A 21,795-nucleotide genomic window follows, 5' to 3' on the forward strand; every position below is an offset into this window, starting at 1 on the left:
GTGCGGGTCGACGGCCTCAGGAACGGAAGGCCAGGCGCCGCCAGTCGGCGTCGAGCGTCTTCAGGACCGGCTCCGGGTCGGCGCCGGCGGCGAGGGACTGCGTGTAGTTCTGCAGCGGGATCGACTGCGGCACCAGCTGGGAGGCGCCCAGGTAGAAGGCTGCGCGGTCGTAGTACTCCTTCAGCTCGACCAGCGTCTCGTTGGTCACCGGGGCCGCGTCCTTGGTCACGCCGAAGCCCAGGGCGTGGGCGTTGTAGGCGTCGATCACGTCCGGCTGCATGAGGAACGACAGGAACTCCCGCGCCGCCGCCTTCTTGGTGGAGCCTTCGGGGATCCACAGGGCGAGGTCGATGTTGACCCGCACCTTGCGGTCCGCGGGGTCGTCCGTCACGGGCAGGGGGAACGCACCGACGTCGAGGTCCGGGTTCGACTTGGCGATCTCGCCGATCGCCCAGGGCCCCTGCAGGTACATGGCGGCCTCGCCGTTGGCGAACGCGACGTTCCCGTCCCCGTAGCCGCGGCTCGCGGCGTTGTCGTTCGAGTAGGGCACGAGCTCCTGCATGCGCTGGACGGGCTCGAGGAACTGCTTCTCGAAGGACGCCGGCGAGCCGGCGTCGACGTCGGTGCCTTGCCGCTTGAGCTGGTTGAAGAACTCGGTGGTGTCGAGCATGCCGCCGACCGAGTAGTCGAAGTGGCCCTGGGCGATCGTCCACGGGTCCTTGAAGGTGCTGTACAGCGGTGTGACACCGGCGGCCGCGAGCGCGTCGCACACGGCGATGAACTCGTCCCACGTGGTCGGGACCGTCAGGCCCTGCTGGGCGAAGATCTCACGGTTGTAGAGCACCGCTGCCGCCATGAGGGAGTACGGGATCACGCTGGTGCGGTCCGGGTAGGAGGCCGTGACGTCGATCAGGGGCTGCAGCTCGTCGAGGACGCGGCCGGCCTCCGGCATGTCGCCGAGGTCGCTGAGCGCCCCGCGCTCGACGTAGCGGGAGATCTCGAAGTTGTAGTTGAGGCAGCCGATGTCGGGCGGCGACTCCCGCACGAACGTCCCGGCGAGGTTGGACGTGGCGTCGTGCCGCACCCGCACCCGGGACTGGGTCTGGTGGAACTGCTCGATGAGCTCGTCGAAGTAGCCGATCACCTCGGGCTTCGACTGGTAGAAGACGATCTCGGTCGTCCCCGATCCTCCTGAGCCGGTGCTGCACGACGCGAGCGCCAGGCCCGCGCCTGCGACCCCGACCCCACGCAGGAAGGCTCGTCGGCTCAGCTCCGTCGACAGGGCTGTCTGCGATGTCATGCCTTCGCCTCCGTTGGTGAAGTCACGGACGGCAGGGCTGCCGCCTCCGTCGGACGGCGCCGGAGCGCTCGCCCGCATCTCGTCAGAAGTCGGTCGGCCGCTCCTGCTGCAGCCAGACGGTCGTCTCCGCGGGCACTTCTTGCCCGTCGACGGGCGAGCTGGCCGCGACCACCTGCCCGGCGGGCAGCGGTACCGGCGAGCGCCCGAAGTTCGTGACCGACGTCCAGCCGCCGGGTCGCGTGAAGGCGACGACCGCCGCAGGCGTGGGCGTGAGCCAGTCCAGCGTCTCACCGGTCTGCAGACGGCGCCGCTCGGCGAGGGCGCGCCGGTAGAAGCTCAGCGTGGAGCCCTCGTCGGCCGCCTGCGTCTCGACGGCGAAGCGGGCGAAGTCGGCGGGGACGGGCAGGTGGGCGAGCCGGTCGCCGAAGCCGAGCGTCGGCCCGTGCGTGGCCCAGGGCAGCGGCACCCGACAGCCGTCGCGGCCCTTCTGCACACCGCGGGAGCGGACGAACGTGGGGTCCTGGAGGGCGTCCGCCGGCAGGTCCGCCACCTCCGGCAGCCCCAGCTCCTCGCCCTGGTAGAGGTACGCGGAGCCGGGCAGGGCGAGAGTGAGCAGGGTCGCGGCGCGCGCCCGGCGACGACCGCGCTCCTCGTCGGCGTGCGGTTCGGCGCCGTTGTGCAGGAGCCACGCGTTCAGGTCGGTGCCCTCGGGCAGCGCGTAGCGGGTGGCGTGCCGCACCACGTCGTGGTTGGACAGCACCCAGGTGGAGGACGCCCCGGACTCGCGGGCGAGCGCGAGGTTCTTGTCGATGATCGAGGCGAAGGTCGCCGCGTCCCACGGCGCCTCGAGCAGGTCGAAGTTGAAGGCTTGGCCCAGCCCGTCGGGGGAGGCGTAGCGGGAGCGCCGGTGGGCCGGGACCCACGCCTCCGCGACCGCGGTGCGCGGAGGGTCGTACTGGTTGAACAGCCGGCGCCACTCCCGGTAGATGTCGTGGACCTCGTCCCGGTCCTGCAGGGGGTGGGCGCCGCCCCAGATGTCTGCCTCGAGGTCCGCCTGGCTGGCGAGCGGCTCGCTCAGGTCCTTGGCGAGCGCGTGCGCGACGTCGATGCGGAACCCGTCGACGCCACGGTCGGCCCAGAACTTCAGGGTCGTGAGGAAGTCCTGGCGCACCTCGTCGTCGGCCCAGTTGAGGTCGGGCTGCTCGGGGGCGAACAGGTGCAGGTACCACTCGCCGTCTCCGACGGGCTCCCAGGCGGGGCCGCCGAACGTCGAGGTCCAGTCGCTGGGCGGGAGCTCGCCGTGCTCGCCGCGTCCGGGCCGGAAGATGTACCGCTCACGCGCTCGGGAGCCCGCGGGCGCGGCGAGCGCCTCCTGGAACCACACGTGCCGGTCGGACGTGTGGTTCGGGACGATGTCGACGATGAGCCGGATGCCGGCGCTGTGCAGGGCGGCGCGCAGTGCGTCGAACTCCTCCAGCGTCCCGATCCGCGGGTCGACCGCCCGGTAGTCGTCGACGTCGTAGCCGCCGTCGGCCAGCGCCGAGGGGTAGAACGGGCTCATCCACACGGCGTCGACGCCGAGGTCGCTCAGGTATCCGACCTTGCTCGCGATGCCGCGCAGGTCCCCGATGCCGTCACCGTTCGAGTCGGCGAAGCTGCGCGGGTAGATCTGGTAGACGACTGCCTGCCGCCACCACGCCGCGTCCTGCTGCGGCAGTCCCGCAGCAGCGTCGTCGAGCTCCGACAGAGCTGGCACCGCGTCCCCCTGCATTGATGTAGGACCTAAATTTAAGTCTCCGCACTAGAGTGGCGCTGTCGACCGAGGAGGTCAAGAGGTGGCTCGGGTCCCTGTGTCGTCGCGGCACCTGCGCCACGCCAGTGCGCGACTCGTCCTCGACCACCTCTGGGACGAGGACGACGTCACCGGCTCCGCGCTGATCGAGGCCACCGGGCTCTCCCGGGCGACCGTGCACGACGTCTGCGACGAGCTGATCCAGCAGGGCTGGGTCACGGAGCTGGAGAGCCTGCGCGTCGGGGGCCAGCGCAACGGTCGGCCCGCCCGTCGCTACTCCTTCGACGCCCGCGCGGGCGTGGTCGTCGGCGTCGACGCCGGTCAGCACCGGATCAGCGCGACGGCGAGCGACCTGCGCGGGGTCACGCTCGCCCGCACGGTGCTGCCCGTGTCCCCGCGTGACGACACGGCCGCCCGGCGGCTCGCCCTGATCGAGGAGGGCACGCTCGCCGCCCTGGCGGACGCCGGTGCACCGGACCGCAGCGTGCTGGCCGTCGCCGTCGGCGTGCCCGCGCCCGTGGACCGGGACGGCCGGACGTCGTTCCAGGACAACCCGTTCTGGGAGCTCATGAACCCGGACATCGCCGTCCACCTGAACGAACGGCACGGGTGGACCACGCTCACCGACAACGACGCGAACCTCGCGGCGGTGGCCGAGGACTGGCAGGGGCACGGCCGAGGGGTGCGGTGCCACGTCACGCTGCTCGCCGGTGAGCGCTTCGGTGCAGGCGTCGTCGACGACGGCCGGCTGCTCCGAGGCGCCCACGGCGGCGTGGGGGAGATGCGCTACCTGGACGTCGTCGAGGGCGTCGGGTCGGCCACCGGCATCGCGGCGCTGGTGCGGGAGGACGCCCGCGCCCAGCTGCGCCGCCTCGACGGGCGCACCGGCTCGTCGCTCCAGGAGCTCGATCCCGTGACCCTGGACGCGGCCGACGTCTTCGCGGCGGCGCTCGAGGAGGACCCGCTCGCCGTCAGCGTGGTCGAGCACGTGGCGGCGCGCCTGGCGCGGATCGTCGCGACGTTCGCCAGCATCTACGACCCGGAGCGCGTCATCGTCGCGGGTGCCGTCGCCGAGTCCACCGGGCCGCTGCTCGAGCTGGTGCGGCACGAGCTCGACCGGTACGTCGATCCCCCCGGCATCGAGGTGCTCGCCTCCGTGCTGGGTCGCGACGTCGTCACCGTCGGAGCCGTCAAGCGGGCCCTCGACCACGTCCGTGAGCACGCGCTGGAGATCGTGCCCGCCGACCTTCGCTGACCGGACACCACGCGTGGACGGCCTGGGGGACGTTCGGCTCTCGTGGGACCTGGCGGTGGCCGGTTCGATGTCCTGCATGACGACCCCGATCACCCTGCGCATCGACCGGCTCGCCGCGCTGCTCAACGCGGAGCTCGCCGACGACCCGGTGTACGACGGCGTCGAGCTGCAGTGGTTCGACGACGAGGTGCACGGCACCGGCATGCTGGCGTTCCTGTCGAGGCGCGAGGACCGCACGGTCGACTACTACCTCCAACCCGGCCTGCGCCTCGACCGTCGCGGCTACGAGATCGGCGGCGGCACGCGGTCGTGGAACGTCACACCGTTCGAGGTGGCGCGGCTGGCGGTCGCGCAGGACGGCGTCGATGCCGAGGTCCGCTTCACCGACGTCGACGGCCGCCTGGTCGAGGTCCGTGTCGACGACCGGGACGGGGTGCCCCGGCGCCGCGCGCGCCTGCTGGCGCCGGTGAGCGCGGGGATCGTGCGGCCGACCTCGCTGCTGCTCGTCTCGATGAACGCGTTCGACCTCGTGCGGGTCACCGCGACGCCGCCGTCCGTCCGCATCGACGGACGGTCCGCCGCGCTCGGGCAGCTGCCGGGCGCGCGGGTGCACCGCCGGCACCTGATCAAGTACGCGGCGTCCGTCGTGGTCGTCGAGCTCAACCCCGACGTCCCCGAGCAGCCGACGGTCGCGGCCGCGTGCGGCGACCACACCGCCGAGGCCCGGCTGGTGCCCCCGATCGACCTGCGCGCGATGGCCGACGGAGCCCGCGCGGAGGGCCGTTGGCACGTGACGGTCGACGGTGCCCGCGTCACGGGAGGCCGATGGTCCGCGCAGCGGGACCACGACGAGGTCCACGTGGACCTGGACAGCCTCGAGCGCTGGCGGCCAGGTCCGCTGCCGTGGCTGATGCGGCTCGTGACGACCGTCGTGCCGGTGTTTCGCCGCTGGCCGACGACCTACGCCTGGCACGGGACCGTCCCGCTCGCAGGACCGGCGTCGGTGACCGGTCGCTGGCGACGCACCGGTGGCCACGACGGGCAGTCCTACCGGCGGGCCACCGGCTCCTAGTCCCTGCCCGGCGGGCGCCTGGCCGTCGTGCGATGGTTGCGCGCTGACTCCTCCGGGGTCCTTCACGATCGCCGGGTGGCTCGAACCGTCCGCCAGCGCCGCCGGTGACACCTTCGACTACGTGGCCTCAGCCCACCGGCTCACGGCCTCGCTCACCGACGCCACCGGGCACGACCTCGGCGCCGCCATGGTGGCGACGCTCACGGTGAACGCGCTGCGCAACGCCCGGCGGCGCGGCGCCGGCCTGGTCGAGCAGGCGCACGCCGCCAACGCATCCAGGACGACGCGGCGCTGCTGCTGCTCGAGTGGCACGGCGGCACCACCGGCCGCTCCACCCGCCGCGGGGCGGACCGCGAGGAGCCGTAGTGCGACAGACCTACCAGGTCAGCGTGCCCTCTCCGCGGAGCACCTGGTGGTCGGACAGCCACAGGGCTGTCGTCACACCCCGGTAGTCCGCGGCCCACCGGGAGGCTGTGAAGAAGACGTAGTCGCACTTGCTCGTGCCGCAGGTCGGTGCGTTGTACGTTCCGTCGCCTCCGGGACGACGCTGGTCCGCCTCCACCATCACTCCCGTCCCGGTCTGGCAGGGCGTCGTCGACGTGCCGCCGAACCCGGCCGAGTAGAGCGGCCGCAACGCGACCGCCGCGGTGCAGCTCCGCACGTCGACGTTGGTGTCCACCCCGAGGAGCGCGGCGCCGCCGCTTGCCGCGTGCGTCGCGAGCCGGCTGCCGGCGGCGGCGGCCTGGTCGGTGTGGGCCGCACCGTAGACGGAGAAGTGCGAGCTGCACACGCGGAACGCGGCACCGATGACGACGTCCCCGCACAGCAGGTACCGCCGCTCGGTCTCGCCGAGCGGGTTCGGCAGCAGGGTCGTGGTCACGTTGGTGGGTGCCGGGGCGCGGGCCAGCAGCGCGATCCCCCAGCTCCGTGCGCCCGGCGCGCAGCGGTCGTCGCCGATCCCCACGGTCTGGAAGAACGCGCCGTGCCAGGTGGAGCCGAGCCGCTGGAGCAGCCGGTCGAAGGTGTAGCGGCACACCTCCTGCAGGGTGACGACGTTGCTTCCGGCGAACAGCACGCTGCTGGCGACGACGTCCGCGCGCTGGGCGGCGGTGGCGTCGCAGTCGGGATCGCGTCCGTACTGGTCGCACGCGTTGAACTCGAAGACCTTGGTCCGCAGCGTCGCGGCGTGGGCCGCGGACTGGGCCGCCAGGGTCCCGACCAGCAGCCCGAGCACCACCAGCAGCGACGTCACGTATCCCCGGCGGGAGCGTCGGGCGCTCATGGCAGGGCACACCGTGGGATGTCCAGCCGGTCGGCGCCCACCAGGCCCAGGTCGCCCCCGACCGCGGCCTGCGATGTCGCGACGAAGCGTCCGCTCGCGGCGCGCGACCACGTGCGGGCGACGGGGGAGGAGTCGGGACCGTTGTCGAGCATCGTCACCCGAGAGCCGTCGGCGGCCGAGTACACCAGGTCACCGCGGACGCCCCGCAGCACCACCGTCGACCGCCCCGTCGCGACGTCGATCTCGGCGACCCTGTCCCGCGGCGTGCCGGACGGGGTCGGCGCGCGTCCCTCGACGGTCAGCAGCCTCGTGCCGTCGGTCGACCAGTCCAGCGAGAGCAGGGCCGTGGTCGCGTCCACCCGGTGGACCGTCGTGCTCTCACCGGTCGCCGCACCCACCACCCGGATCTCCTGGGACGCGTCGGGCAGCGTCGCGACGAACGCCAGCCGCTGCCCGTCCGGGCTCCAGGCGAGCTCACGCGTCGCCACCACGGCCGTCTCTGTGCGGAGCGCCGCCGCAGGGGCGAGGTGGCGCGGGGGCGCGACGACGGGCAGGTCCACGAGGGCGGGTGCCGACGAGCCGGCCTCCGGCTGTTCCCCGGCGGTGAAGACGGTCAGCCCGAGCCGGGAGCCGTCCGGGTCGGGTGCCACGGCACCGACGTCCGGCGCCTCCAGCACGACCGACTGCCGCCCGGTGGCCAGGGCGATCGCCACCACCCGGTCGGCAGAGGGCGTGCGCTCCACCGAGGACACGTCCGCGCGGGACCGTGACGCATAGACGGTTGCCGCATCCGCGGCGATGCCGAACTCGTAGGAGCCGAGGTCCGTGGTCACCGGTGACACGGAGCCGTCCGACCGCACCCCGTAGATGTCGGACGACGGTGAGGACCCGGGACCTTCCACCCGCTCGCCCTCCGCGGTGAAGCCTCGGAACACGGCGACGAACGGCTGGTCGCCGCACGGGACGAGCCGCGCGAACGGTGCGCCGTCGACCCGCTGCGCATCCACAGGATCGGCGTCGCGGCTGGACGCCGACGCCGACACGAGCACCGCGATCCCGAGGATCGCCACGCCTGTGCGGGCATGCCGAGCTCCGGTGGTGGATGTCATGTCGGGCCCCCGCCGTCAGTCCGCTCCCGACACTAGGTCGCAGCGGCGCCACCCGACAAGGTCGCCGGACGAGATCCTGAGGCGGTGGGCGCCCGGAGGCACCAGCGCGTGATCCGCTTGTCCCGGTCTGCGCGCTCCGGCGCAGCGTGGCGACGTGCCGGAACCCCCCGGTCGAGGACCGGGGGGTTCCGGGAGGGACGTGGTGCGGAGTGCTGTCAGAGGCGGGTCACCAGCTCTCGCCCGCTTCTCGCAGTGCGGGGATGTAACCGTAGGGAAGGACCCCCGTGAGCTCGGTGTGGGCGCCCTCGACCTCGAGCTGGAGCGTCGGGGCGAGCGTGCCGCCGTAGACGGGGTCCCCCCCGCCGGCGCGCGGGATGGTGTCGATGAAGCTCTCGACGAGGAAGTTCGGCATCACGAAGTGCGCGGCACCGTGACCGGCCGGCACGGAACACGGTCGACTCCCACGTGCGCGAGGTGTTCCGGAAGCTCGAGGTCACATCCCGGCGGCAGCTCGGCGGTCGGATCGCCACGCACTGACCACGGCCGCTCTCTCAGCTCAGGGTGAAATCCGCGTGCGCACCGAATGTTCGCCTTGCGGAAACTCGGTCGAAACAACAGCCGTGTCACTCTCGAAAGGCACCTAGAGGCCGCGGTTCGAGCTGGCCCCCGGCCTCGGGGTGCTCGAGACCCACCGCGGAGCTGAGGCAACCATGGATCGACCACACGACGTGCTCGTGATCGGCGAGGCACTGATCGACGTCCACGACGACGGGATGACGATTCGCGAACGCGTCGGGGGCAGTGCGGGCAACATCGCCGTCGGCCTGGCCCGGCTCGGCCGGGACACCTTGCTGCACACGGCGATCGGACGCGACGAGCGCGGTGAGGACATCACCGCCTACCTGACCGCTTCCGGCGTCGAGCTCTCGGACTCCTCCGTCACCCAGGACGTCTCCTCGGTGGCCAGGGCGGTCCTCCGCGTCGACGGATCGGCGCGTCACGACTTCCGGATCCACTGGGAGCCTGCCGCCGTCCCCGGCACCACGACCGCGCGCTGCGTCCACGCCGGGTCGGTGGCGGCATACCTGGAGCCCGGCGCCGGCACGGTGCTGGACCTGGCGACACGCTCCTACGGCCGGTCCCTGATCACGTTCGACCCGAAGATCGAGCCCGCCCTGGTCCGTTCCCGGGAGGACGCTCGGCGCAGGACGCTGGAGTTTGTCGCGCTCGCCGGGATCGTCAAGGCGAGTGAGAAGGACTTGCAGTTCCTCTACCCGGGCGAGGACCCGGTCGAGGTGCTGCGCGACTGGGTGGCCCGTGGGCCGGACCTCGCCGTACTGACCCGGGGACCGCGTGGCGCCACCGCGGTGACCGCCCGGGCCGTCGTGGATGTGCCGGGGATCCCGGTCCTCTACGCGGAGTCAGGCGTCGGCGGGGGAGACGCGTTCATGTCGACGCTCATCGACAGCGCGCTGACCCTCGGTGCGGACACGAGCATGCGCTGGCTGCGCGCCGGCGCGCCGGTCGTCGAGCAGGTCCTGGCGCGCTCCGTGCAGGCGGCTGCCCTCACCGTCGCTCGGGCGGGTGCGGTACCCCCGACCGCCGACCAGCTCGCGTCCGTCGGCGCCTAGCTCGGCCGCTGAGAGAGCGGGCGAACGAGCGACGGCCCCGCTCGAGTCGATGTCGAGCCGCCAGAGGCGGTGCCGAGCCGGTCCAGAGCACCGTTGCCCGGTTCCTGCAGTGCAGGTGCATCGTCATCGCCACCAGGACCTGACTCGGAACCGAACGACGGGTCACGGCGGGGTGCCGGACGTCGCGTCCGGTGGTTACACCAGCTGGAGGCGAGACCATGTCCTGACGGTGGCGGCCCAGGCGCCGACGCCGACGGCAACCACCAGCGCGAGCCCGACCGTGCTGACCGCTGCGGCAGCCTCGGCGCCACCGGCCCCCATCAGCAACGAGGGGACCGCCCACGGGAACCAGGACCCGCCGCCGAGCAGGACGACGACCTGGCTCGTCATGATCACGCCGAGCAGGGCGCCGACCGCCGGCAGGTACCCCCTGCCCACGGTGGCCACCCACGCGAAGGGCAGAGCGAGCCACGCGCTCGCGACACCGGAGAGCACGCCAGCACCCAGGGTCCGCAGCGCGTTTGGGTCGGGTGGGCCCATGCCGACGACGACGCCTCCGACGAGAGCCATGAGCGCTGCCACGACGGCAGTCACCGAGGAGGCGAGCAGCACCGAGCCGAGCTTGGCGGCGGCGATGCGGGACGCCGGCGTGGGGAGGGCGAGCAGCTGGGCGAGCGTCCGGTCGGAGAACTCCCGGCCGCACGCCCACGCCGCGACGACGCCGGTGCCCAACAGCCAGAGCACGGGGACCACCTGGCCGAATGCGCCGCTGACAGCGACCCATCCGGTGCCCTCGACCATCGTCGCAACCTTGGCGCCGGCGAGAGAGCCGCCGGCGGCACCCTGCTGCGCGAGAGTCGCGGCGCCGACCGAGAAGAAGGCCGCGACGGCGGCCATCGTGGCGAACGCGGTGCGAGTCACCGGCGAACGTCGCACCTTCAGCATCTCCACTGCCCATGCCCGGCTCATCGTGAGCCTCCACCCGGTGCGTGCTTCCGGACGAGCGGCGGCGCCACATGCGTCTCGACGTCGATCCCGTCGGCTCGTGCGGCCATCGCGAACAGCTGCACCTCCAGGTCTGTCCCGTGCGGATCGAGCGAGCCGACCACCCGCCCGCGGTGGAGCACCGTGATCCGGTCTGCGATGCGGGCGAGCTCGTCGAGATGGTGGCTGGACACGAGCACAGCGCATCCCTGGGTCCGGGCGCTCTCCAGGACGAGGCTCCGGACGGCGAGCACACCCGCAGGATCCATCGCATTGGTCGGCTCGTCGAGCACCAGCACCTGCGGCCGGTGCACGATGGCCGCCGCCAGCCCGAGCCGTTGACGATTGCCCAGGGACAGGCCACCGGCCCGCCGGGCGACGAGGTCGGAGATCCCCACCGCGGCCGCCGCCTCCGCCACGGCGTCGAGCACCAGCCCGCGAGGCACGGCCCGCAGCAGAGCAGCGGCGCGAAGGTTCTCCTCCACGGTGAGCTCGGCATAGGCGGCGGGCTGGTCGATGAGGTGCCCGACCACCGAACCGGTCGTTGCGGACCCGGCACTCAGCGTGATCTGCCCGGCATCGGGACGCAGGACGCCGACGAGCATGCGCAGCAGGGTGGTCTTGCCCGAGCCGTTCAACCCGACGAGGGCGTGCACCTCACCGGCGCCGACCTCCAGGTCGACGCCGTCGACAGCCGTCACTCGGCCGAACCGGCGCACGAGGCCCGTGGCCCGCAGCGACGTCATGGCTGGGGAGCCAGCACTTCGAGGGCCGCCGCGAGCGCATCGGCAAGTCGCGAGCCCTCGGCTGAAGACGAGGAGCCCCAGTGCAGGAGACCTGACGTCATCGCACCGAGGACGGCCCCGACCGACGCCTCCGCGACCCCCCGCTCCACCTCCTGCGCGACGAGTACCGCGACGACGGCATCCTGCGTCGTCGCCATGTTCTCCCAGATCCGTGCACGCAGCGCGGGGACCCCGGTCGCGAGCCGCAGCCGCTGCCGCGACTCTGCGTCGAACTCGTCGGACCGCAGACCCTCGAGTGAGCTGAGCAGGCCGAGTCGCACGCGCTCCAGCGCAGGGAGACCCCGCGGCTGCGCGGCGACCGCCTCTGCCAGAAGGGGGTCGTACGGGTCGTCGAGGACCACGTCCTCCTTCGTGGGGAAGTTCCGGAAGAACGTCATGTGGGACACGCCGGCGGCCGCCGCAATCTCCGCGACGGTCGTCCGCTCGTAGCCCTGCTCCTCGAAGAGCCGCAGAGCGTGCGCCTGGAGGGATCGGCGCGTGTCCAGAGCGCGTGATGAGGCACGGGATGCGCGGCCTGATGTCATTGTGTCATGTTAGTGAGTAACTAACAGTTCCGCAATAGCGCCGTGAGAGACCGGTTCCCGCGCAGCGGTGGACGGTATGCCCGTCACCGTCGCCGTCATCCGACCGTCATCTCGCCCGCGGTCACGCCGTGCCAGGGTGAACGCGTGGGACCACGCGCGCCAGGCACCGCCGCACCAGCGCGGACAGCACCGGTGGTCGTGACGCGACGAGCGGTGCTCGCGGTCGCACTGTGGCTGGTGGGGCTCGGCGCTCTCTGGGTTGCGGGACTCGCCTTGGCAGCCCGCGGTGCGGTCGTCACCTACGGGAGCGCTCCGCCGTTCATCGGCTACCTGCACGGTCGCGTGTCGGTCGTTACCGTCCTCGCCGTGGTCGTGGCCGGGCTCGTCGTCCTGCAGGGACCTCGCTTCGCGCGCACCGCAGGCTGGCGCCTCGTTCTCCTCGCCGGGTGGGCAGCGTCGACCGCGTTCGCCGTGCTCCTGGCGGCGACCGACGGCTTCGCCGCGATCGCTGCACCGCTCACCGACGAGAACGACTACCTGGCGGTCGTGCCGTTGGTGGCCCAAGACCCGGGTGAGTTCCTGCGCACCTTCACCGATCGCGCTCTGACCTACCCGGTGCACGTGCGTGGCCACCCGCCTGGCCTGCCGCTGCTGCTCGGCGGGCTCGACCGCCTGGGGCTGGGCGGCGAGTGGTGGATGGCGGCGCTGGTCCTGGTGGTGGGGACGAGCTCGGTCGTGGCGGTGGGTGTCACGGTGCGGGCTCTCGCGGGCGCGCCCGGTGAGGAGACGGTGCGTCGCGCGCTGCCGGCCGCCGTGCTCGCACCGGCAGCGGTGTGGCTGGCGACGTCGGCCGACGCGTTGTTCGCCGGTGTCCTGGCCTGGGGTGTCGCCCTGCTCGCCATCGCCTCCACCCGGGACGGGCGCTCATGGCCCTGGACGATCGCCGCGGGGCTTGTCCTGGGTCTGTGCCCGGTCCTGTCCTACGGGTTGCTGCCGATGGGCGCGCTCGCCCTGGTCGTCGGGATCGTCACGGGGCGATGGGCTCCCACCGTCGTGGCCGGCGCCGTGGTGCTGGCCTCCGCGACCGCCTGGGGCGCAGCAGGGTTCTGGCTGCCCGACGGCATCGCGGTGACCCACGTCGCATCCACGCTGGGCCGCGCCGCGGACCGGCCGTACCTGTACTTCCTGGTCGCCGATCTCGTCCTGCTCGGGGCTCTCGTCGGCCCCGCCGGCGTCGGCGGACTCGCGGGTGTGCGTCTCCTGCCGCGGGCCGTCCAGCTCCTCGTAGTCGTGGCTCTGGGTGCGGCGCTGGTCGGTGCGCTGTCCGGCGTGGAGCGTGGTGAGGTGGAGCGCATCTGGCTGCCACTGGCGTGCTGGGTGCTTCCGGTGGCCGCCACGCTCGCGGACAGACGGGGATGGCTCGTCGCGCAGGCGACCGCGACGATCGCGCTGCAGATCGTGCTGGTCTCGCCCTGGTGACGCGGACCGTCACGTAGCCGTCATCGCCTGGCTAGCTGCGGGCGAGCATGGCCGACCTAGGGTCGAAGCGTGGCCCGCACCCGGCTGAGAGACCTCCGGCGGCAGCCGCCCGACCAGGCGGACTTCCGGTCCCCGGTGCACGACGCGCGCGTCGTGGCCAGGGTCGGACTCCTGCTGGCCACGGCGATCGGCACGGCGTTCGTCACGGGGCTGCTGTCCCACCTGCACCAGCATCCCGTCGCCTGGTTCCCCTTGTCGCCGTCGCCCGTCTGGGGCTTCCGGTTGAGCCAGGGCCTGCACGTCGCTGCGGGTCTGGCCGCATTGCCGCTGCTGCTCGCCAAGCTCTACGCCGCCTACCCGGCTCTGTTCCAGCGCCCGCGGCTGCGCGGACCGCTGCACGTGCTCGAGCGGGGGTCGGTGGCCGTCCTCGTCGCCACGGCGATCTTCCAGCTGGTCACCGGGCTCCTGAACATCTTCCAGTGGTACCCGTGGTCGTTCTCTTTCGTGCGGGTGCACTTCGCCGTCGCCTGGGTGCTGGTGGGGTCGATCGTCATCCACGTCGCGGTCAAGCTGCCGACCATCGCTGCTGCGCTGCGTCGTCCGGTCGGTGAGGAGGCCGCGGGGGAGCACGGCGGGCCGACGCGGCGCGGCTTCCTGGCGGGCGTCGCGGTGACCGTCCTCGGTCTGACGGCCCTGACCGTGGGGCAGACGGTGACGCCGCTGTCCGGGGCAGCGGTTCTCTCGCCCCGCCGGGCCGGCGTGGGCGTGCAGGGCGTGCCCGTGAACCGCACGGCGCGGAGTGCGGGCGTGCTCGACCGCGCGACCGATCCCGCGTGGCGGCTCAGCGTCCGTGGCCCGCGCGGGACCGTCCGCCTCTCCCGGGCCGACCTGGAGGCGATGCCCCAGGTCGCGGTCGTCCTCCCGATCGCCTGCGTGGAGGGCTGGAGCACGACCGCGACCTGGCAGGGCGTCCGGGTCGTCGATCTCGTCGCCGCGGTGAGCGACGGCGTCGACGCAGACATCCGGTTCGTGAGCCTGCAGGAGGCCGGCTCGTACAACGAGTCCGTGCTGCCCGGTGCCTACGCCCGGCATCCCGACAGCGTCGTCGCCCTCCGGCTCGGCGGCGAGCCGCTGGACGTCGACCACGGGTATCCCGCACGGTTGATCGCGCCGAACCGGCCGGGCGTCCTGCAGACCAAGTGGCTCGACCGGATCGAGGTCGTGGAGGCGTGACCGAGACCTGGACCACCGGGCGCCTCGTCCTGCTGGGCGCCGGGATCGTGCTGGTCGGCGTCGGCGTCGTCGTGGGACTGACGTCGGTGCCGCAGGGCCAGTGGCCGTCCGTGCTGTTCTGGCTGGCGGGTGGGGTCGCGGTGCACGACGCGGTGCTGGCACCGGCGGCGGTGGTCCTCGGCACACTCGTCCTTCCGCGGGTGCCGGTGGGCTGGCGTCCGGCGCTGCGGGCCGGGGCCCTCGGCGCGGTGGTCCTGGCGATCTTCGCCGTCGTCATCGTCGTGGCCGCCGGCATGCGCCGTGACCCGTCCGTGGTCCCCGTGCCGCTGACGACCTCTCTCGTCGTCGCGACGTCGGCCCTGGTCCTCGCCGTCCTGACGGGCGTGGCCGTCGGCACGGCCTGGGGTCGGCCCAGAGGACGCGGACCAGCGGACCCCGACCTCCTGCCGCCCGAGGACGCCGACTGACCGACCCCTCAGAGCACCCGCAGCGCGACGACAGTCCGACCCTGCAGGTGCCACTGCTCCAGCACCGCGAACCCGCACCGCGGAGCGAGCCGGACGAGCGCGTGCACGCCCGTCCGCGCCCACGGCATCGGGCGACTCGTCCGACCGTCGGCACGGCGCAGGGTCAGCGGCGAGGTGTCATCGGCGTCGTCGTCGACGTCCGTCTCCACCAGGACCAGGCCCCGGGCGGCGAGCAACGTGCGGCACCGGTCGAGCAGCGCCGCCGGGTCGCCGCCGATCCCGATGTTGCCGTCCGCGAGCAGGACCGTTCCCCAGCGCCCTTCGGCCGGGACCTCGTGCTCGACGGCACGCCGCAGGACCGTCGCCCCGCGGAAGCGCGCGTGCTGGACTGCGCGGGCGGAGATGTCGATCCCGAGGGCCGGGATGCCGCGTGCGTTCAGGGCGGCGACGAGCCGGCCCGGGCCGCAGCCGACGTCGAGGACGGGGGCCTCGCACCGCGCCAGCATCAGGTCGTCGATGGCGTCCGGCTCGTCCGTCCAGCGCGCCACGGCGAGCGCGACGATGCCGCCCGATCCGAGGGCGACGACCGGCTCGCCGTCGAGCGCCGCCTCGTAGACGGTCATCGGGTGGGGGCGCATCAGAGCGGCGCCTGGTCGTCGGCGAGGCGGCGCCACGCCGCCGCGAACCGCGTCCCGGGAGCGTCGAGCGCGACCGCGCGCGCGTCGGCGGGCACGTCGACGTCCCGGAGCCGGGGGAGGAGCCGCACTCGGAGCCCGAGGTCCCGCAGCCGCCTCAGCTGGACGGCTCCGGTCCGGTCCGTCGACATCGGGACATCGTCGAAGACGCGGTCGTCCGCCTCCCGCAACCCGATGGCCCAGTAGCCCCCGTCGTCGGTCAGCCCGAGCACGGCGTCGGCGTCGGCGAAGTCGGCGGCTCCGAGGTGCGCGCTGAGCTGCGGTGTGTCCATCCCGACCAGCAGGGCGGGGGAGTGCCCCGTGCGTCCGAGCACCCCGCGAAAGGCGGCCGCCAGCCGGACGCCGAGGCCGCCCTGCGGCTGCGCCACCACGTCGAAACCCGGGGGCAGCCACGGGCCGGGATCTCCTTCCAGGGCGACGACCCTGTGGGTCGCCGCGGTGGAGGACATCGCAGCGAGGGTGTCCTCGAGCGCGGCCTGGGCCAGCGTCGCCGCGTCGTGCGGGCTGAACGCGCTGTGCAACCTCGTCTTGACCCGTCCGGCGACGGGCGCCTTGGCCAGCAGCACGACGGCCCGCGGAGGCTCGGCAGGGACGGTCACGACGCCAGGACCGCAGACATGTCGCGCACCGCGCGGACCACGCCCAGCGGCGTGCCGGTCACTTTGGAGCGACCCGTCCGGGGTCCGTAGTCGACGTCGACCTCGGCGATCCGCCAGCCGTCGTCGGCCGCGCGGACGACCATCTCCAGCGGGTAGCCCGAGCGCCGGTCGTGCAGATCGAGCTTCAGCAGCGCCGCCCGGCGGGCTGCTCGCATCGGCCCGAGGTCCGCCAGACGCAGCCCGGTGCGGCGTTCCAGCCGGCGGACCAGGACCCTGTTCGCGGCGCGCAGGTGCCAGGGCCAGGCGGCCGCTGACGTGGGCCGGCGCCGTCCCAGGGCGAGGTCGGCCCCCTCACGCAGCGGGTCAAGGACCCGGTCCAGCTGGCGCGGGTCGAGGCTGCCGTCGGCGTCCATGAACGCGACCACGTCTGCGGACGCGGCGAGCAGGCCGGCGTGACAGGCCGCTCCGAAGCCACGGCGGTCCTCGCGCACGACAAGGGCGCCGAGCTTGCGCGCGACCGCGGCTGTGTCGTCGGTCGACCCGTTGTCGACGACGATCGCGCGCAGACCCGATGGCACCCGCGGAAGGAACCAAGCGAGCGCGGCCGCCTCATCGAGGCACGGCAGCACCAGATCCACCGTCGGGTCGCCACCAGTCATCCGTCCACGCTAGGTGGGGTCCCTCGACCACCGGGGCCCGGCCGGGATGACCGTTCGATGACGGATCCGGTCCGCAGGGCGTCCCTCGCCGGTTCTCGTCCGTCGCACGTCGGGCCGCGGACTAGCGTGGCAACCATGCCCAGTGTGCTGGTGGTCGACGACGAGGAGCTCGTGGCGCGCAGCGTGGCCGCGTACCTGGAGGCAGACGGCGTCCGGGCCAGCGTGGCAGGCGACGCGCGCGAGGGCGAGCGCCTCTGGCGGGAGACCCGGCCCGACGCCGTCGTGCTCGACGTGCGGCTTCCCGGAGCCTCGGGGCTCGACCTGCTGCGCCGGATGCGGTCCGACGCCGACCGGACCCCGGTGGTCCTGCTCTCGGGTCTTGGCAGCGTGGACGACCGGATCATCGGACTCGAGTTCGGTGCCGACGACTACCTCACCAAGCCGTTCAGCCCGCGCGAGCTCGTCCTGCGCGTGCACGCGCTCCTGCGCCGCGGTGACATCCATCCGGGGGACGGACTGCGATCGGTCACCGTCGGGCCGCTGACGCTGGAGCCCTCCACCCGTTCGGCGTCGTTGGCCGGGGCGGAGCAGGTGCTGGCACCGCGCGAGTTCGACCTGCTGCTCTTCCTCGCTCAGCACCCAGGGTCGACGTTCGGCACGCGTGAGCTGCTGCGTCGGGTCTGGGGCTGGGACTTCGGCGACGACTCGACCGTCGTGGTGCACGTCCGACGACTCCGCCGGAAGTTCGAGCCCGACCCGTCCGAGCCGATCCTGCTCACGACCGTGCGGGGAACGGGCTACCGGCTCGGCACGGCCGACGAGCTGACGGCGTCGCTCGCCCAGGCGTCGCGATGAGCCGCGACCTCTGGTTCATCGCCGGGATGACCGCACTCTGCGCGGTCGGTGTCGGGGTCGTCGGCGCGCTCGTCGTCAACCGGGTGCGCCGCGTGTCCCTCGTCGCAGCGATGGTGGTGACGGCTGTCGTCCCGGTCGCCGTCGTCGCGCTGGCGATCTGGGTGAACGTCGGGGCGATGTTCCTCTCGGAGCACGACGCGGCGGTCGCGCGACTGGTCCTGGGGCTCTCCTCACTGCCCGCGGTCGTGCTGGCGGTCCTGCTCGGGCGCTTCGTCCTGGCCGACGTCCGGGCGGTCGGCGCCCAGGCGCGCGGTCTCGCGGCAGAGCCGGGGCTGCCGGCGACATCCCCTGTGACGGCCGAGCTCGCGGAGCTGTCGTCCGAGCTGGCGAGAACTCGGGTGCGCCTCGAGGCCTCGCGGGAGCGGGAACGCGCCCTGGAGTCCGCTCGCAGACAGGTCGTGGCCTTCGTCAGCCACGACCTGAAGTCACCGCTGTCCGGCGTCGGCGCGACGATCGACGGGCTGAAGGACGGCGTGATCACGGACACCGACACCGCCTACCTCGGCATCGGGGCCGCCGTGGAGCGGATGGGGCGGATGATCGACGACCTCACCGACCTGTCGCGCCCCGACGGGCCGGCACCCTCCCGGCCACCGCAGACCGTCGAGCTGAGCACGGTCCTGACCGACGTGCTCGCCCACTCGGCACCCGCGGCAAAGGCCCAGGACGTCTCCCTGATCGTCGACGTCCAGCCCGGGCTCGAGGTCGTGGGGATCCCCGACGAGCTCGCCCGGGTCCTCGACAACCTCGTCGGCAATGCCGTGCGGAGCAGCGGGCGGGGCGGCACCGTGCGCGTCGCCGGCTACCGGCACGACGGGCAGGTGCGCGTCGCCGTGGAGGACACGTGCGGGGGCATCCCGGACGAGGAGCGCGCGCACGTGTTCGAGGAGGGGTTCCAGGGCGGTGGCGCCCATGGAGCACGGCGCCGGGAGACGGGGTCGACCGGGCTCGGGCTGGCCATCGTCGGGACCGTCGTCGCGGCGCACGGTGGCCGGGTCGACGTAGAGCCCACCGACGCAGGGTGCTTGTTCGAGGTCCGCCTCCCGGCTCCGGGACCGACGAGCGCCGCAGTGCTCCAGGACTGAGTGCAGCCGGTCAGCAGGTCGGCAGACCGGCGCGGAGACCGATCTGCGCCGACCAGCCCAGCACCTGCGCGGCCTGGTCCGACGAGGCGGTCACGTGCCTGACGTCACCGATCCGGAACTCTCCGGTGACGACCGGAGCAGGGCCGTCGAGGGTCTCCGCCAGCGCCTCCGCCAGTCCTCCGACGGTCGTCACGGCACCGGAGCCGACGTTGAGCGGGATGACGAGCCCGGGACCGGCGTCCGCCGTCGTGGCCGCGACGACGGCCCGAGCGACGTCGTCCACGTGCACGAAGTCCCGGCGCTGGGCGCCGTCCTCGAACACGCGCGGCGCCCGGCCCGCGGCGAGCGCCGACCGGAACAGGGAGGCCACCCCGGCGTACGGCGTGTCGCGGGGCATCCCGGGGCCGTAGACGTTGTGGAACCGGAGCGCGAACGCGCCACCGGACATCTCCCTGGCCCAGGCGCGGAGCAGGTGCTCCCCGTGCACCTTCGTCGCGGCATAGACGTTGCGCGGATCGAGCGGTGCATCCTCGGTCACCACCGCGGGAACCAGCACGGCGTCGCACCGCGGGCAGCGGGGATCGAAGACGCCCGCCTCGAGGTCCGACAGTCGACGGGGCCCCGGAGCGACGCGGCCGTGCTCCGGGCAGTCGTAGGCGCCCTCTCCGTACACCACCATCGAGCTGGCGAACACGACGCGACCGACGTCGGCACGGTGCGTCGCGCGCAGGACGGTGGCCGTGCCGAGGTCGTTGGAGGAGACGTAGTCGACGATGTCGTCGACGTCGACACCGAGGCCCACCTTCGCCGCGAGGTGCACGACGACGTCCGCACCGGTGACGGCCGGTGCGAGCGTGTCCTCGTCCCGCACGTCGCCCACCACCAGGCGCGCCCCCGACAACCCCCCGTCGGCGCGCACCAGATCGACGACCGTGACGTCATGGCCGTCCGCCACGAGCCGCGCGACCGTGGGTCGGCCGATGAACCCGGCTCCGCCGGTGACGAGGATGCGCACCCGCCCAGCATGCCCCGGGCTCCGAGACCCGGTGCATGACGGGAGGCTGACGGATCGGGCGGGGCCAGCCGCCACGATGGGCCACCCGCTACGGTCGATCGCATGGCAAGCAGCGCGTCGCCCGTCGGCATCATCGGAGGCTCCGGCCTCTACAGCCTCCTCGACGACGCGGAGCGGGTGCCGGTGAGCACACCGTTCGGGTACCCCAGCGACCCGCCGCTGGTCGGCCGGCTCGGGACCCGTCAGGTCGTGTTTCTCCCGCGTCACGGTGCGGACCACCGGTTCCCCCCGCACCGCGTGAACTACCGGGCCAACCTGTGGGCGATGCGCGCACTCGGGGTGCGCCGCATCCTGGCGCCCTCGGCGGTGGGCGCCCTGCGTCCCGACCTCGCGCCCGGCACGCTCGTCGTGCCGGACCAGGTGGTCGACGCCACCTGGGGACGGGCGTCCACGTTCTACGACGACGTCGGGACGGTCGTGCACGTCGGGCTCGCGGACCCCTACTGTGCCCAAGGTCGCCGCGCGGTCGCCGCACTACCCGATCCCGTCATGCCGGTGGTCGACGGCGGCACGATGGTCGTGATCCAGGGCCCTCGCTTCTCCACGCGTGCCGAGTCACGCAGGAACGCCGCGGCCGGTGGGGATGTCGTCGGGATGACCGGCATGCCCGAGGCGGCACTCGCCCGCGAGCTGGCCCTCTGCTACACCAGCCTCGCCGTCGTGACCGACGCCGACGCCGGGATCGAGGCGTCCGATGCTGTGTCGCACCAGGCGGTCCTGGCGGAGTTCGCGCGCAGCGTCGACCGGCTGCGGATGCTTCTCCAGCAGCTCGTCGATGCACTGCCGCACGAGGACGAGTGCACGTGCCGGCATACCCTCGACGGATTGACCCTGCCCTTCGCACTTCCGTGACTGGCGTGCTGACGTGGGCGGCGGTCGATTGTCGGCGTGGTGGTCGTGGCTGACCAGTACGAGGTCAATGGTCCGACGAGCACTGTCGGCCCCCGATTCGTGTCACGCGCATGTGCTGCTCCTCGAATCGGGGGCCGGCAGCGGTTGATCGCGGTCTAGGTCGACGGCACGGAACTCGTGCGGGCGTGCGCGAGCGCCCAGTCCAGGGCGTGGTCGGCGACTTCCTCCCAGCCCGGCTCGGCGCAGATCCAGTGCGAGCGGCCGGGGAACTCGTGGTACTCGGTGACGGCGGGGGACTTGGAGTAGTGCTTGGCGTTCGACCTGTTCACCGACGGCGGCATGATGTGGTCCTTCTCGCCGCCGATGAACAGCAGCGGAGCGCGGTCGGCGTCGTAGTCCACCCACGTCTCCTGCTTGCCGGGCTTGAAGTTCGCGATCAGGCCGTAGGCCCACACCCAGTTGCCCGGGGCGGGGATGGCGAACTCCTGCCAGACCGCGTCGGACTCCTCGCGCGAGAGGGTGTTGGCGAACGCGTAGTGGAACTCTTCGGGCGTGAACCCGACGGCCCGGTGGAAGTTGGCCGGGTTCTTCAGCGCCGGGAACAGCGACTTGATCTGCGACGGCGGGCTCACGTGCACGCCCTCGGTCGGGGCGGAGTCGAGGACGACTCCGGCCGCTCCGAGGCCCCGGGCGAGCAGCAGCTGCGTCAGCGTGCCACCGAACGAGTGGCCCATGATGATCGGCGGCTCGGGCAGAGCCTCGATCTGCGCGGCGATGTGGTCGACCGTCTCCGGCACCGTCAGGTTCGCGATCAGGTCGAGGTTCTCGCGCAGGGCTTCGACCTCGATCTCGAAGCCGGGGTAGCCGGGCACGAGCACGGTGTGACCGGCTGCCTCGAAGCGGTCCTTCCAGCCGCGCCAGCTGCGCGGGGTCATCCACAGGCCGTGCACGAGAACGATGGTGGTCATGGTTCGGTCCTCT

General features: G+C 72.9%; 23 protein-coding genes. 9 read left to right on the forward strand and 14 right to left on the reverse strand.

The genetic code is table 11. The features are described 5' to 3' along the window. Window positions 1–16: 16 nt before the first annotated feature. Entirely contained in the window at window positions 17–1,300 is a 1,284-nt protein-coding gene (locus RYN42_RS04830) for a substrate-binding domain-containing protein (RefSeq protein ID WP_315094203.1), read from the reverse strand. An 82-nt stretch (window positions 1,301–1,382) separates the two neighbouring features. Then, window positions 1,383–3,071 carry a glycoside hydrolase family 13 protein gene (locus tag RYN42_RS04835; protein WP_399552391.1) on the reverse strand — a complete coding sequence of 563 codons (1,689 nt, stop codon included), beginning with the start codon at window positions 3,069–3,071 and terminating at the stop codon, window positions 1,383–1,385. Between the two features lie 64 nt (window positions 3,072–3,135). Between RYN42_RS04835 and RYN42_RS04840 the strand changes: the two genes are divergently transcribed. Beyond that, window positions 3,136–4,347 carry an ROK family transcriptional regulator gene (locus tag RYN42_RS04840; protein WP_315094206.1) on the forward strand — a complete coding sequence of 404 codons (1,212 nt, stop codon included), beginning with the start codon at window positions 3,136–3,138 and terminating at the stop codon, window positions 4,345–4,347. Window positions 4,348–4,423: 76 nt separating this feature from the next. Beyond that, the gene (locus RYN42_RS04845) at window positions 4,424–5,419 is read left to right on the forward strand and encodes a hypothetical protein (protein ID WP_315094207.1); all 996 of its coding nucleotides are present in this window, start codon (window positions 4,424–4,426) and stop codon (window positions 5,417–5,419) included. Between the two features lie 117 nt (window positions 5,420–5,536). Here RYN42_RS04845 and RYN42_RS04850 read toward each other — a convergent pair whose 3' ends face one another. The 4 genes from RYN42_RS04850 to RYN42_RS04865 all read right to left on the reverse strand — a co-directional run bounded on the left by RYN42_RS04850 (window position 5,537) and on the right by RYN42_RS04865 (window position 8,255). Further along, window positions 5,537–5,731 (reverse strand): hypothetical protein, encoded by a 195-nt coding sequence (locus tag RYN42_RS04850; protein ID WP_315094209.1) that lies wholly within the window; start codon window positions 5,729–5,731, stop codon window positions 5,537–5,539. A gap of 64 nt (window positions 5,732–5,795) precedes the next feature. Next, a complete protein-coding gene (locus RYN42_RS04855; protein ID WP_315094210.1) occupies window positions 5,796–6,701 on the reverse strand; it encodes an endonuclease/exonuclease/phosphatase family protein in 906 nt (301 codons plus the stop codon). Beyond that, window positions 6,698–7,810 carry a hypothetical protein gene (locus RYN42_RS04860; protein ID WP_315094212.1) on the reverse strand — a complete coding sequence of 371 codons (1,113 nt, stop codon included), beginning with the start codon at window positions 7,808–7,810 and terminating at the stop codon, window positions 6,698–6,700. The genes RYN42_RS04855 and RYN42_RS04860 overlap by 4 nt, the downstream gene beginning before the upstream one ends. 226 nt (window positions 7,811–8,036) lie before the next feature. Next, window positions 8,037–8,255 carry a glycoside hydrolase family 68 protein gene (locus RYN42_RS04865; RefSeq protein WP_315094213.1) on the reverse strand — a complete coding sequence of 73 codons (219 nt, stop codon included), beginning with the start codon at window positions 8,253–8,255 and terminating at the stop codon, window positions 8,037–8,039. A gap of 265 nt (window positions 8,256–8,520) precedes the next feature. Here RYN42_RS04865 and RYN42_RS04870 point away from each other — a divergent pair, with 265 nt between their 5' ends. Next, entirely contained in the window at window positions 8,521–9,441 is a 921-nt protein-coding gene (locus RYN42_RS04870; protein WP_315094215.1) for a PfkB family carbohydrate kinase, read from the forward strand. Between the two features lie 195 nt (window positions 9,442–9,636). On the opposite strand, the gene RYN42_RS04875 is transcribed toward RYN42_RS04870, so the two are convergent. From RYN42_RS04875 to RYN42_RS04885, 3 genes are read right to left on the reverse strand one after another with little or no spacing between them, the layout of a single operon-like run. Then, window positions 9,637–10,410, reverse strand: coding sequence for an ABC transporter permease (locus RYN42_RS04875; protein ID WP_315094217.1), 774 nt, complete (start codon window positions 10,408–10,410; stop codon window positions 9,637–9,639). Then, on the reverse strand, window positions 10,407–11,171 hold the full coding sequence (locus RYN42_RS04880; protein WP_315094219.1) for an ABC transporter ATP-binding protein: 765 nt from the start codon (window positions 11,169–11,171) through the stop codon (window positions 10,407–10,409). The genes RYN42_RS04875 and RYN42_RS04880 overlap by 4 nt, the downstream gene beginning before the upstream one ends. Further along, window positions 11,168–11,755, reverse strand: a complete 588-nt coding sequence (locus RYN42_RS04885; RefSeq protein WP_315094220.1) for a helix-turn-helix domain-containing protein — start codon at window positions 11,753–11,755, stop codon at window positions 11,168–11,170. Before RYN42_RS04885 ends, RYN42_RS04880 begins: the two co-directional genes overlap by 4 nt. A gap of 198 nt (window positions 11,756–11,953) precedes the next feature. Between RYN42_RS04885 and RYN42_RS04890 the strand changes: the two genes are divergently transcribed. The 3 genes from RYN42_RS04890 (at window position 11,954) to RYN42_RS04900 (ending at window position 14,934) form a co-directional block, all read left to right on the forward strand. Continuing rightward, entirely contained in the window at window positions 11,954–13,234 is a 1,281-nt protein-coding gene (locus RYN42_RS04890) for a hypothetical protein (protein ID WP_315094221.1), read from the forward strand. A 69-nt stretch (window positions 13,235–13,303) separates the two neighbouring features. Next, complete coding sequence (locus tag RYN42_RS04895; RefSeq protein ID WP_315094222.1) at window positions 13,304–14,467, forward strand: molybdopterin-dependent oxidoreductase; 1,164 nt, start codon at window positions 13,304–13,306, stop codon at window positions 14,465–14,467. Further along, window positions 14,464–14,934, forward strand: a complete 471-nt coding sequence (locus tag RYN42_RS04900) for a hypothetical protein (protein ID WP_315094223.1) — start codon at window positions 14,464–14,466, stop codon at window positions 14,932–14,934. The genes RYN42_RS04895 and RYN42_RS04900 overlap by 4 nt, the downstream gene beginning before the upstream one ends. Window positions 14,935–14,942: 8 nt before the next feature. On the opposite strand, the gene RYN42_RS04905 is transcribed toward RYN42_RS04900, so the two are convergent. From RYN42_RS04905 to RYN42_RS04915, 3 genes are read right to left on the reverse strand one after another with little or no spacing between them, the layout of a single operon-like run. Next, window positions 14,943–15,572, reverse strand: coding sequence for a class I SAM-dependent methyltransferase (locus tag RYN42_RS04905; RefSeq protein ID WP_315094225.1), 630 nt, complete (start codon window positions 15,570–15,572; stop codon window positions 14,943–14,945). After that, window positions 15,572–16,228 (reverse strand): TIGR04282 family arsenosugar biosynthesis glycosyltransferase, encoded by a 657-nt coding sequence (locus RYN42_RS04910; RefSeq protein ID WP_315094226.1) that lies wholly within the window; start codon window positions 16,226–16,228, stop codon window positions 15,572–15,574. Before RYN42_RS04910 ends, RYN42_RS04905 begins: the two co-directional genes overlap by 1 nt. Beyond that, window positions 16,225–16,887: a glycosyltransferase family 2 protein gene (locus tag RYN42_RS04915; RefSeq protein WP_315094228.1), complete on the reverse strand. Its 663-nt coding sequence runs from the start codon at window positions 16,885–16,887 to the stop codon at window positions 16,225–16,227. The genes RYN42_RS04910 and RYN42_RS04915 overlap by 4 nt, the downstream gene beginning before the upstream one ends. 135 nt (window positions 16,888–17,022) lie before the next feature. On the opposite strand from RYN42_RS04915, the gene RYN42_RS04920 reads away from it, so the two are divergent. Together RYN42_RS04920 and RYN42_RS04925 are read left to right on the forward strand one after the other, a co-directional pair. Beyond that, window positions 17,023–17,742, forward strand: a complete 720-nt coding sequence (locus RYN42_RS04920) for a response regulator transcription factor (protein ID WP_315094230.1) — start codon at window positions 17,023–17,025, stop codon at window positions 17,740–17,742. Beyond that, window positions 17,739–18,887, forward strand: coding sequence for a HAMP domain-containing sensor histidine kinase (locus RYN42_RS04925; RefSeq protein WP_315094232.1), 1,149 nt, complete (start codon window positions 17,739–17,741; stop codon window positions 18,885–18,887). Before RYN42_RS04920 ends, RYN42_RS04925 begins: the two co-directional genes overlap by 4 nt. Window positions 18,888–18,897: 10 nt before the next feature. Here the strand turns inward: RYN42_RS04925 and RYN42_RS04930 are convergent, their stop codons facing one another. Next, entirely contained in the window at window positions 18,898–19,902 is a 1,005-nt protein-coding gene (locus tag RYN42_RS04930) for an NAD-dependent epimerase/dehydratase family protein (RefSeq protein WP_315094234.1), read from the reverse strand. Window positions 19,903–20,004: 102 nt separating this feature from the next. Between RYN42_RS04930 and RYN42_RS04935 the strand changes: the two genes are divergently transcribed. Continuing rightward, entirely contained in the window at window positions 20,005–20,814 is an 810-nt protein-coding gene (locus RYN42_RS04935) for an S-methyl-5'-thioadenosine phosphorylase (RefSeq protein WP_315094235.1), read from the forward strand. 155 nt (window positions 20,815–20,969) lie between these two features. Here the strand turns inward: RYN42_RS04935 and RYN42_RS04940 are convergent, their stop codons facing one another. Then, a complete protein-coding gene (locus RYN42_RS04940; protein ID WP_315094237.1) occupies window positions 20,970–21,782 on the reverse strand; it encodes an alpha/beta hydrolase in 813 nt (270 codons plus the stop codon). Window positions 21,783–21,795: the final 13 nt, after the last annotated feature.

The sequence above is a fragment of the uncultured Cellulomonas sp. genome, assembly GCF_963527515.1.
In the GTDB taxonomy this organism is placed as follows: Bacteria; Actinomycetota; Actinomycetes; order Actinomycetales; family Cellulomonadaceae; genus Cellulomonas.

Coding starts and splice junctions, on each gene's coding strand:
- RYN42_RS04830 (WP_315094203.1), bottom strand. CDS start 1,300: ATGACATCGCAGACAGCCCTGTCGACGGAGCTGAGCCGACGAGCCTTC.
- RYN42_RS04835 (WP_399552391.1), bottom strand. CDS start 3,071: ATGCAGGGGGACGCGGTGCCAGCTCTGTCGGAGCTCGACGACGCTGCT.
- RYN42_RS04845 (WP_315094207.1), top strand. CDS start 4,424: ATGACGACCCCGATCACCCTGCGCATCGACCGGCTCGCCGCGCTGCTC.
- RYN42_RS04855 (WP_315094210.1), bottom strand. CDS start 6,701: ATGAGCGCCCGACGCTCCCGCCGGGGATACGTGACGTCGCTGCTGGTG.
- RYN42_RS04860 (WP_315094212.1), bottom strand. CDS start 7,810: ATGACATCCACCACCGGAGCTCGGCATGCCCGCACAGGCGTGGCGATC.
- RYN42_RS04870 (WP_315094215.1), top strand. CDS start 8,521: ATGGATCGACCACACGACGTGCTCGTGATCGGCGAGGCACTGATCGAC.
- RYN42_RS04875 (WP_315094217.1), bottom strand. CDS start 10,410: ATGAGCCGGGCATGGGCAGTGGAGATGCTGAAGGTGCGACGTTCGCCG.
- RYN42_RS04880 (WP_315094219.1), bottom strand. CDS start 11,171: ATGACGTCGCTGCGGGCCACGGGCCTCGTGCGCCGGTTCGGCCGAGTG.
- RYN42_RS04885 (WP_315094220.1), bottom strand. CDS start 11,755: ATGACATCAGGCCGCGCATCCCGTGCCTCATCACGCGCTCTGGACACG.
- RYN42_RS04905 (WP_315094225.1), bottom strand. CDS start 15,572: ATGCGCCCCCACCCGATGACCGTCTACGAGGCGGCGCTCGACGGCGAG.
- RYN42_RS04915 (WP_315094228.1), bottom strand. CDS start 16,887: ATGACTGGTGGCGACCCGACGGTGGATCTGGTGCTGCCGTGCCTCGAT.
- RYN42_RS04920 (WP_315094230.1), top strand. CDS start 17,023: ATGCCCAGTGTGCTGGTGGTCGACGACGAGGAGCTCGTGGCGCGCAGC.
- RYN42_RS04925 (WP_315094232.1), top strand. CDS start 17,739: ATGAGCCGCGACCTCTGGTTCATCGCCGGGATGACCGCACTCTGCGCG.
- RYN42_RS04935 (WP_315094235.1), top strand. CDS start 20,005: ATGGCAAGCAGCGCGTCGCCCGTCGGCATCATCGGAGGCTCCGGCCTC.
- RYN42_RS04940 (WP_315094237.1), bottom strand. CDS start 21,782: ATGACCACCATCGTTCTCGTGCACGGCCTGTGGATGACCCCGCGCAGC.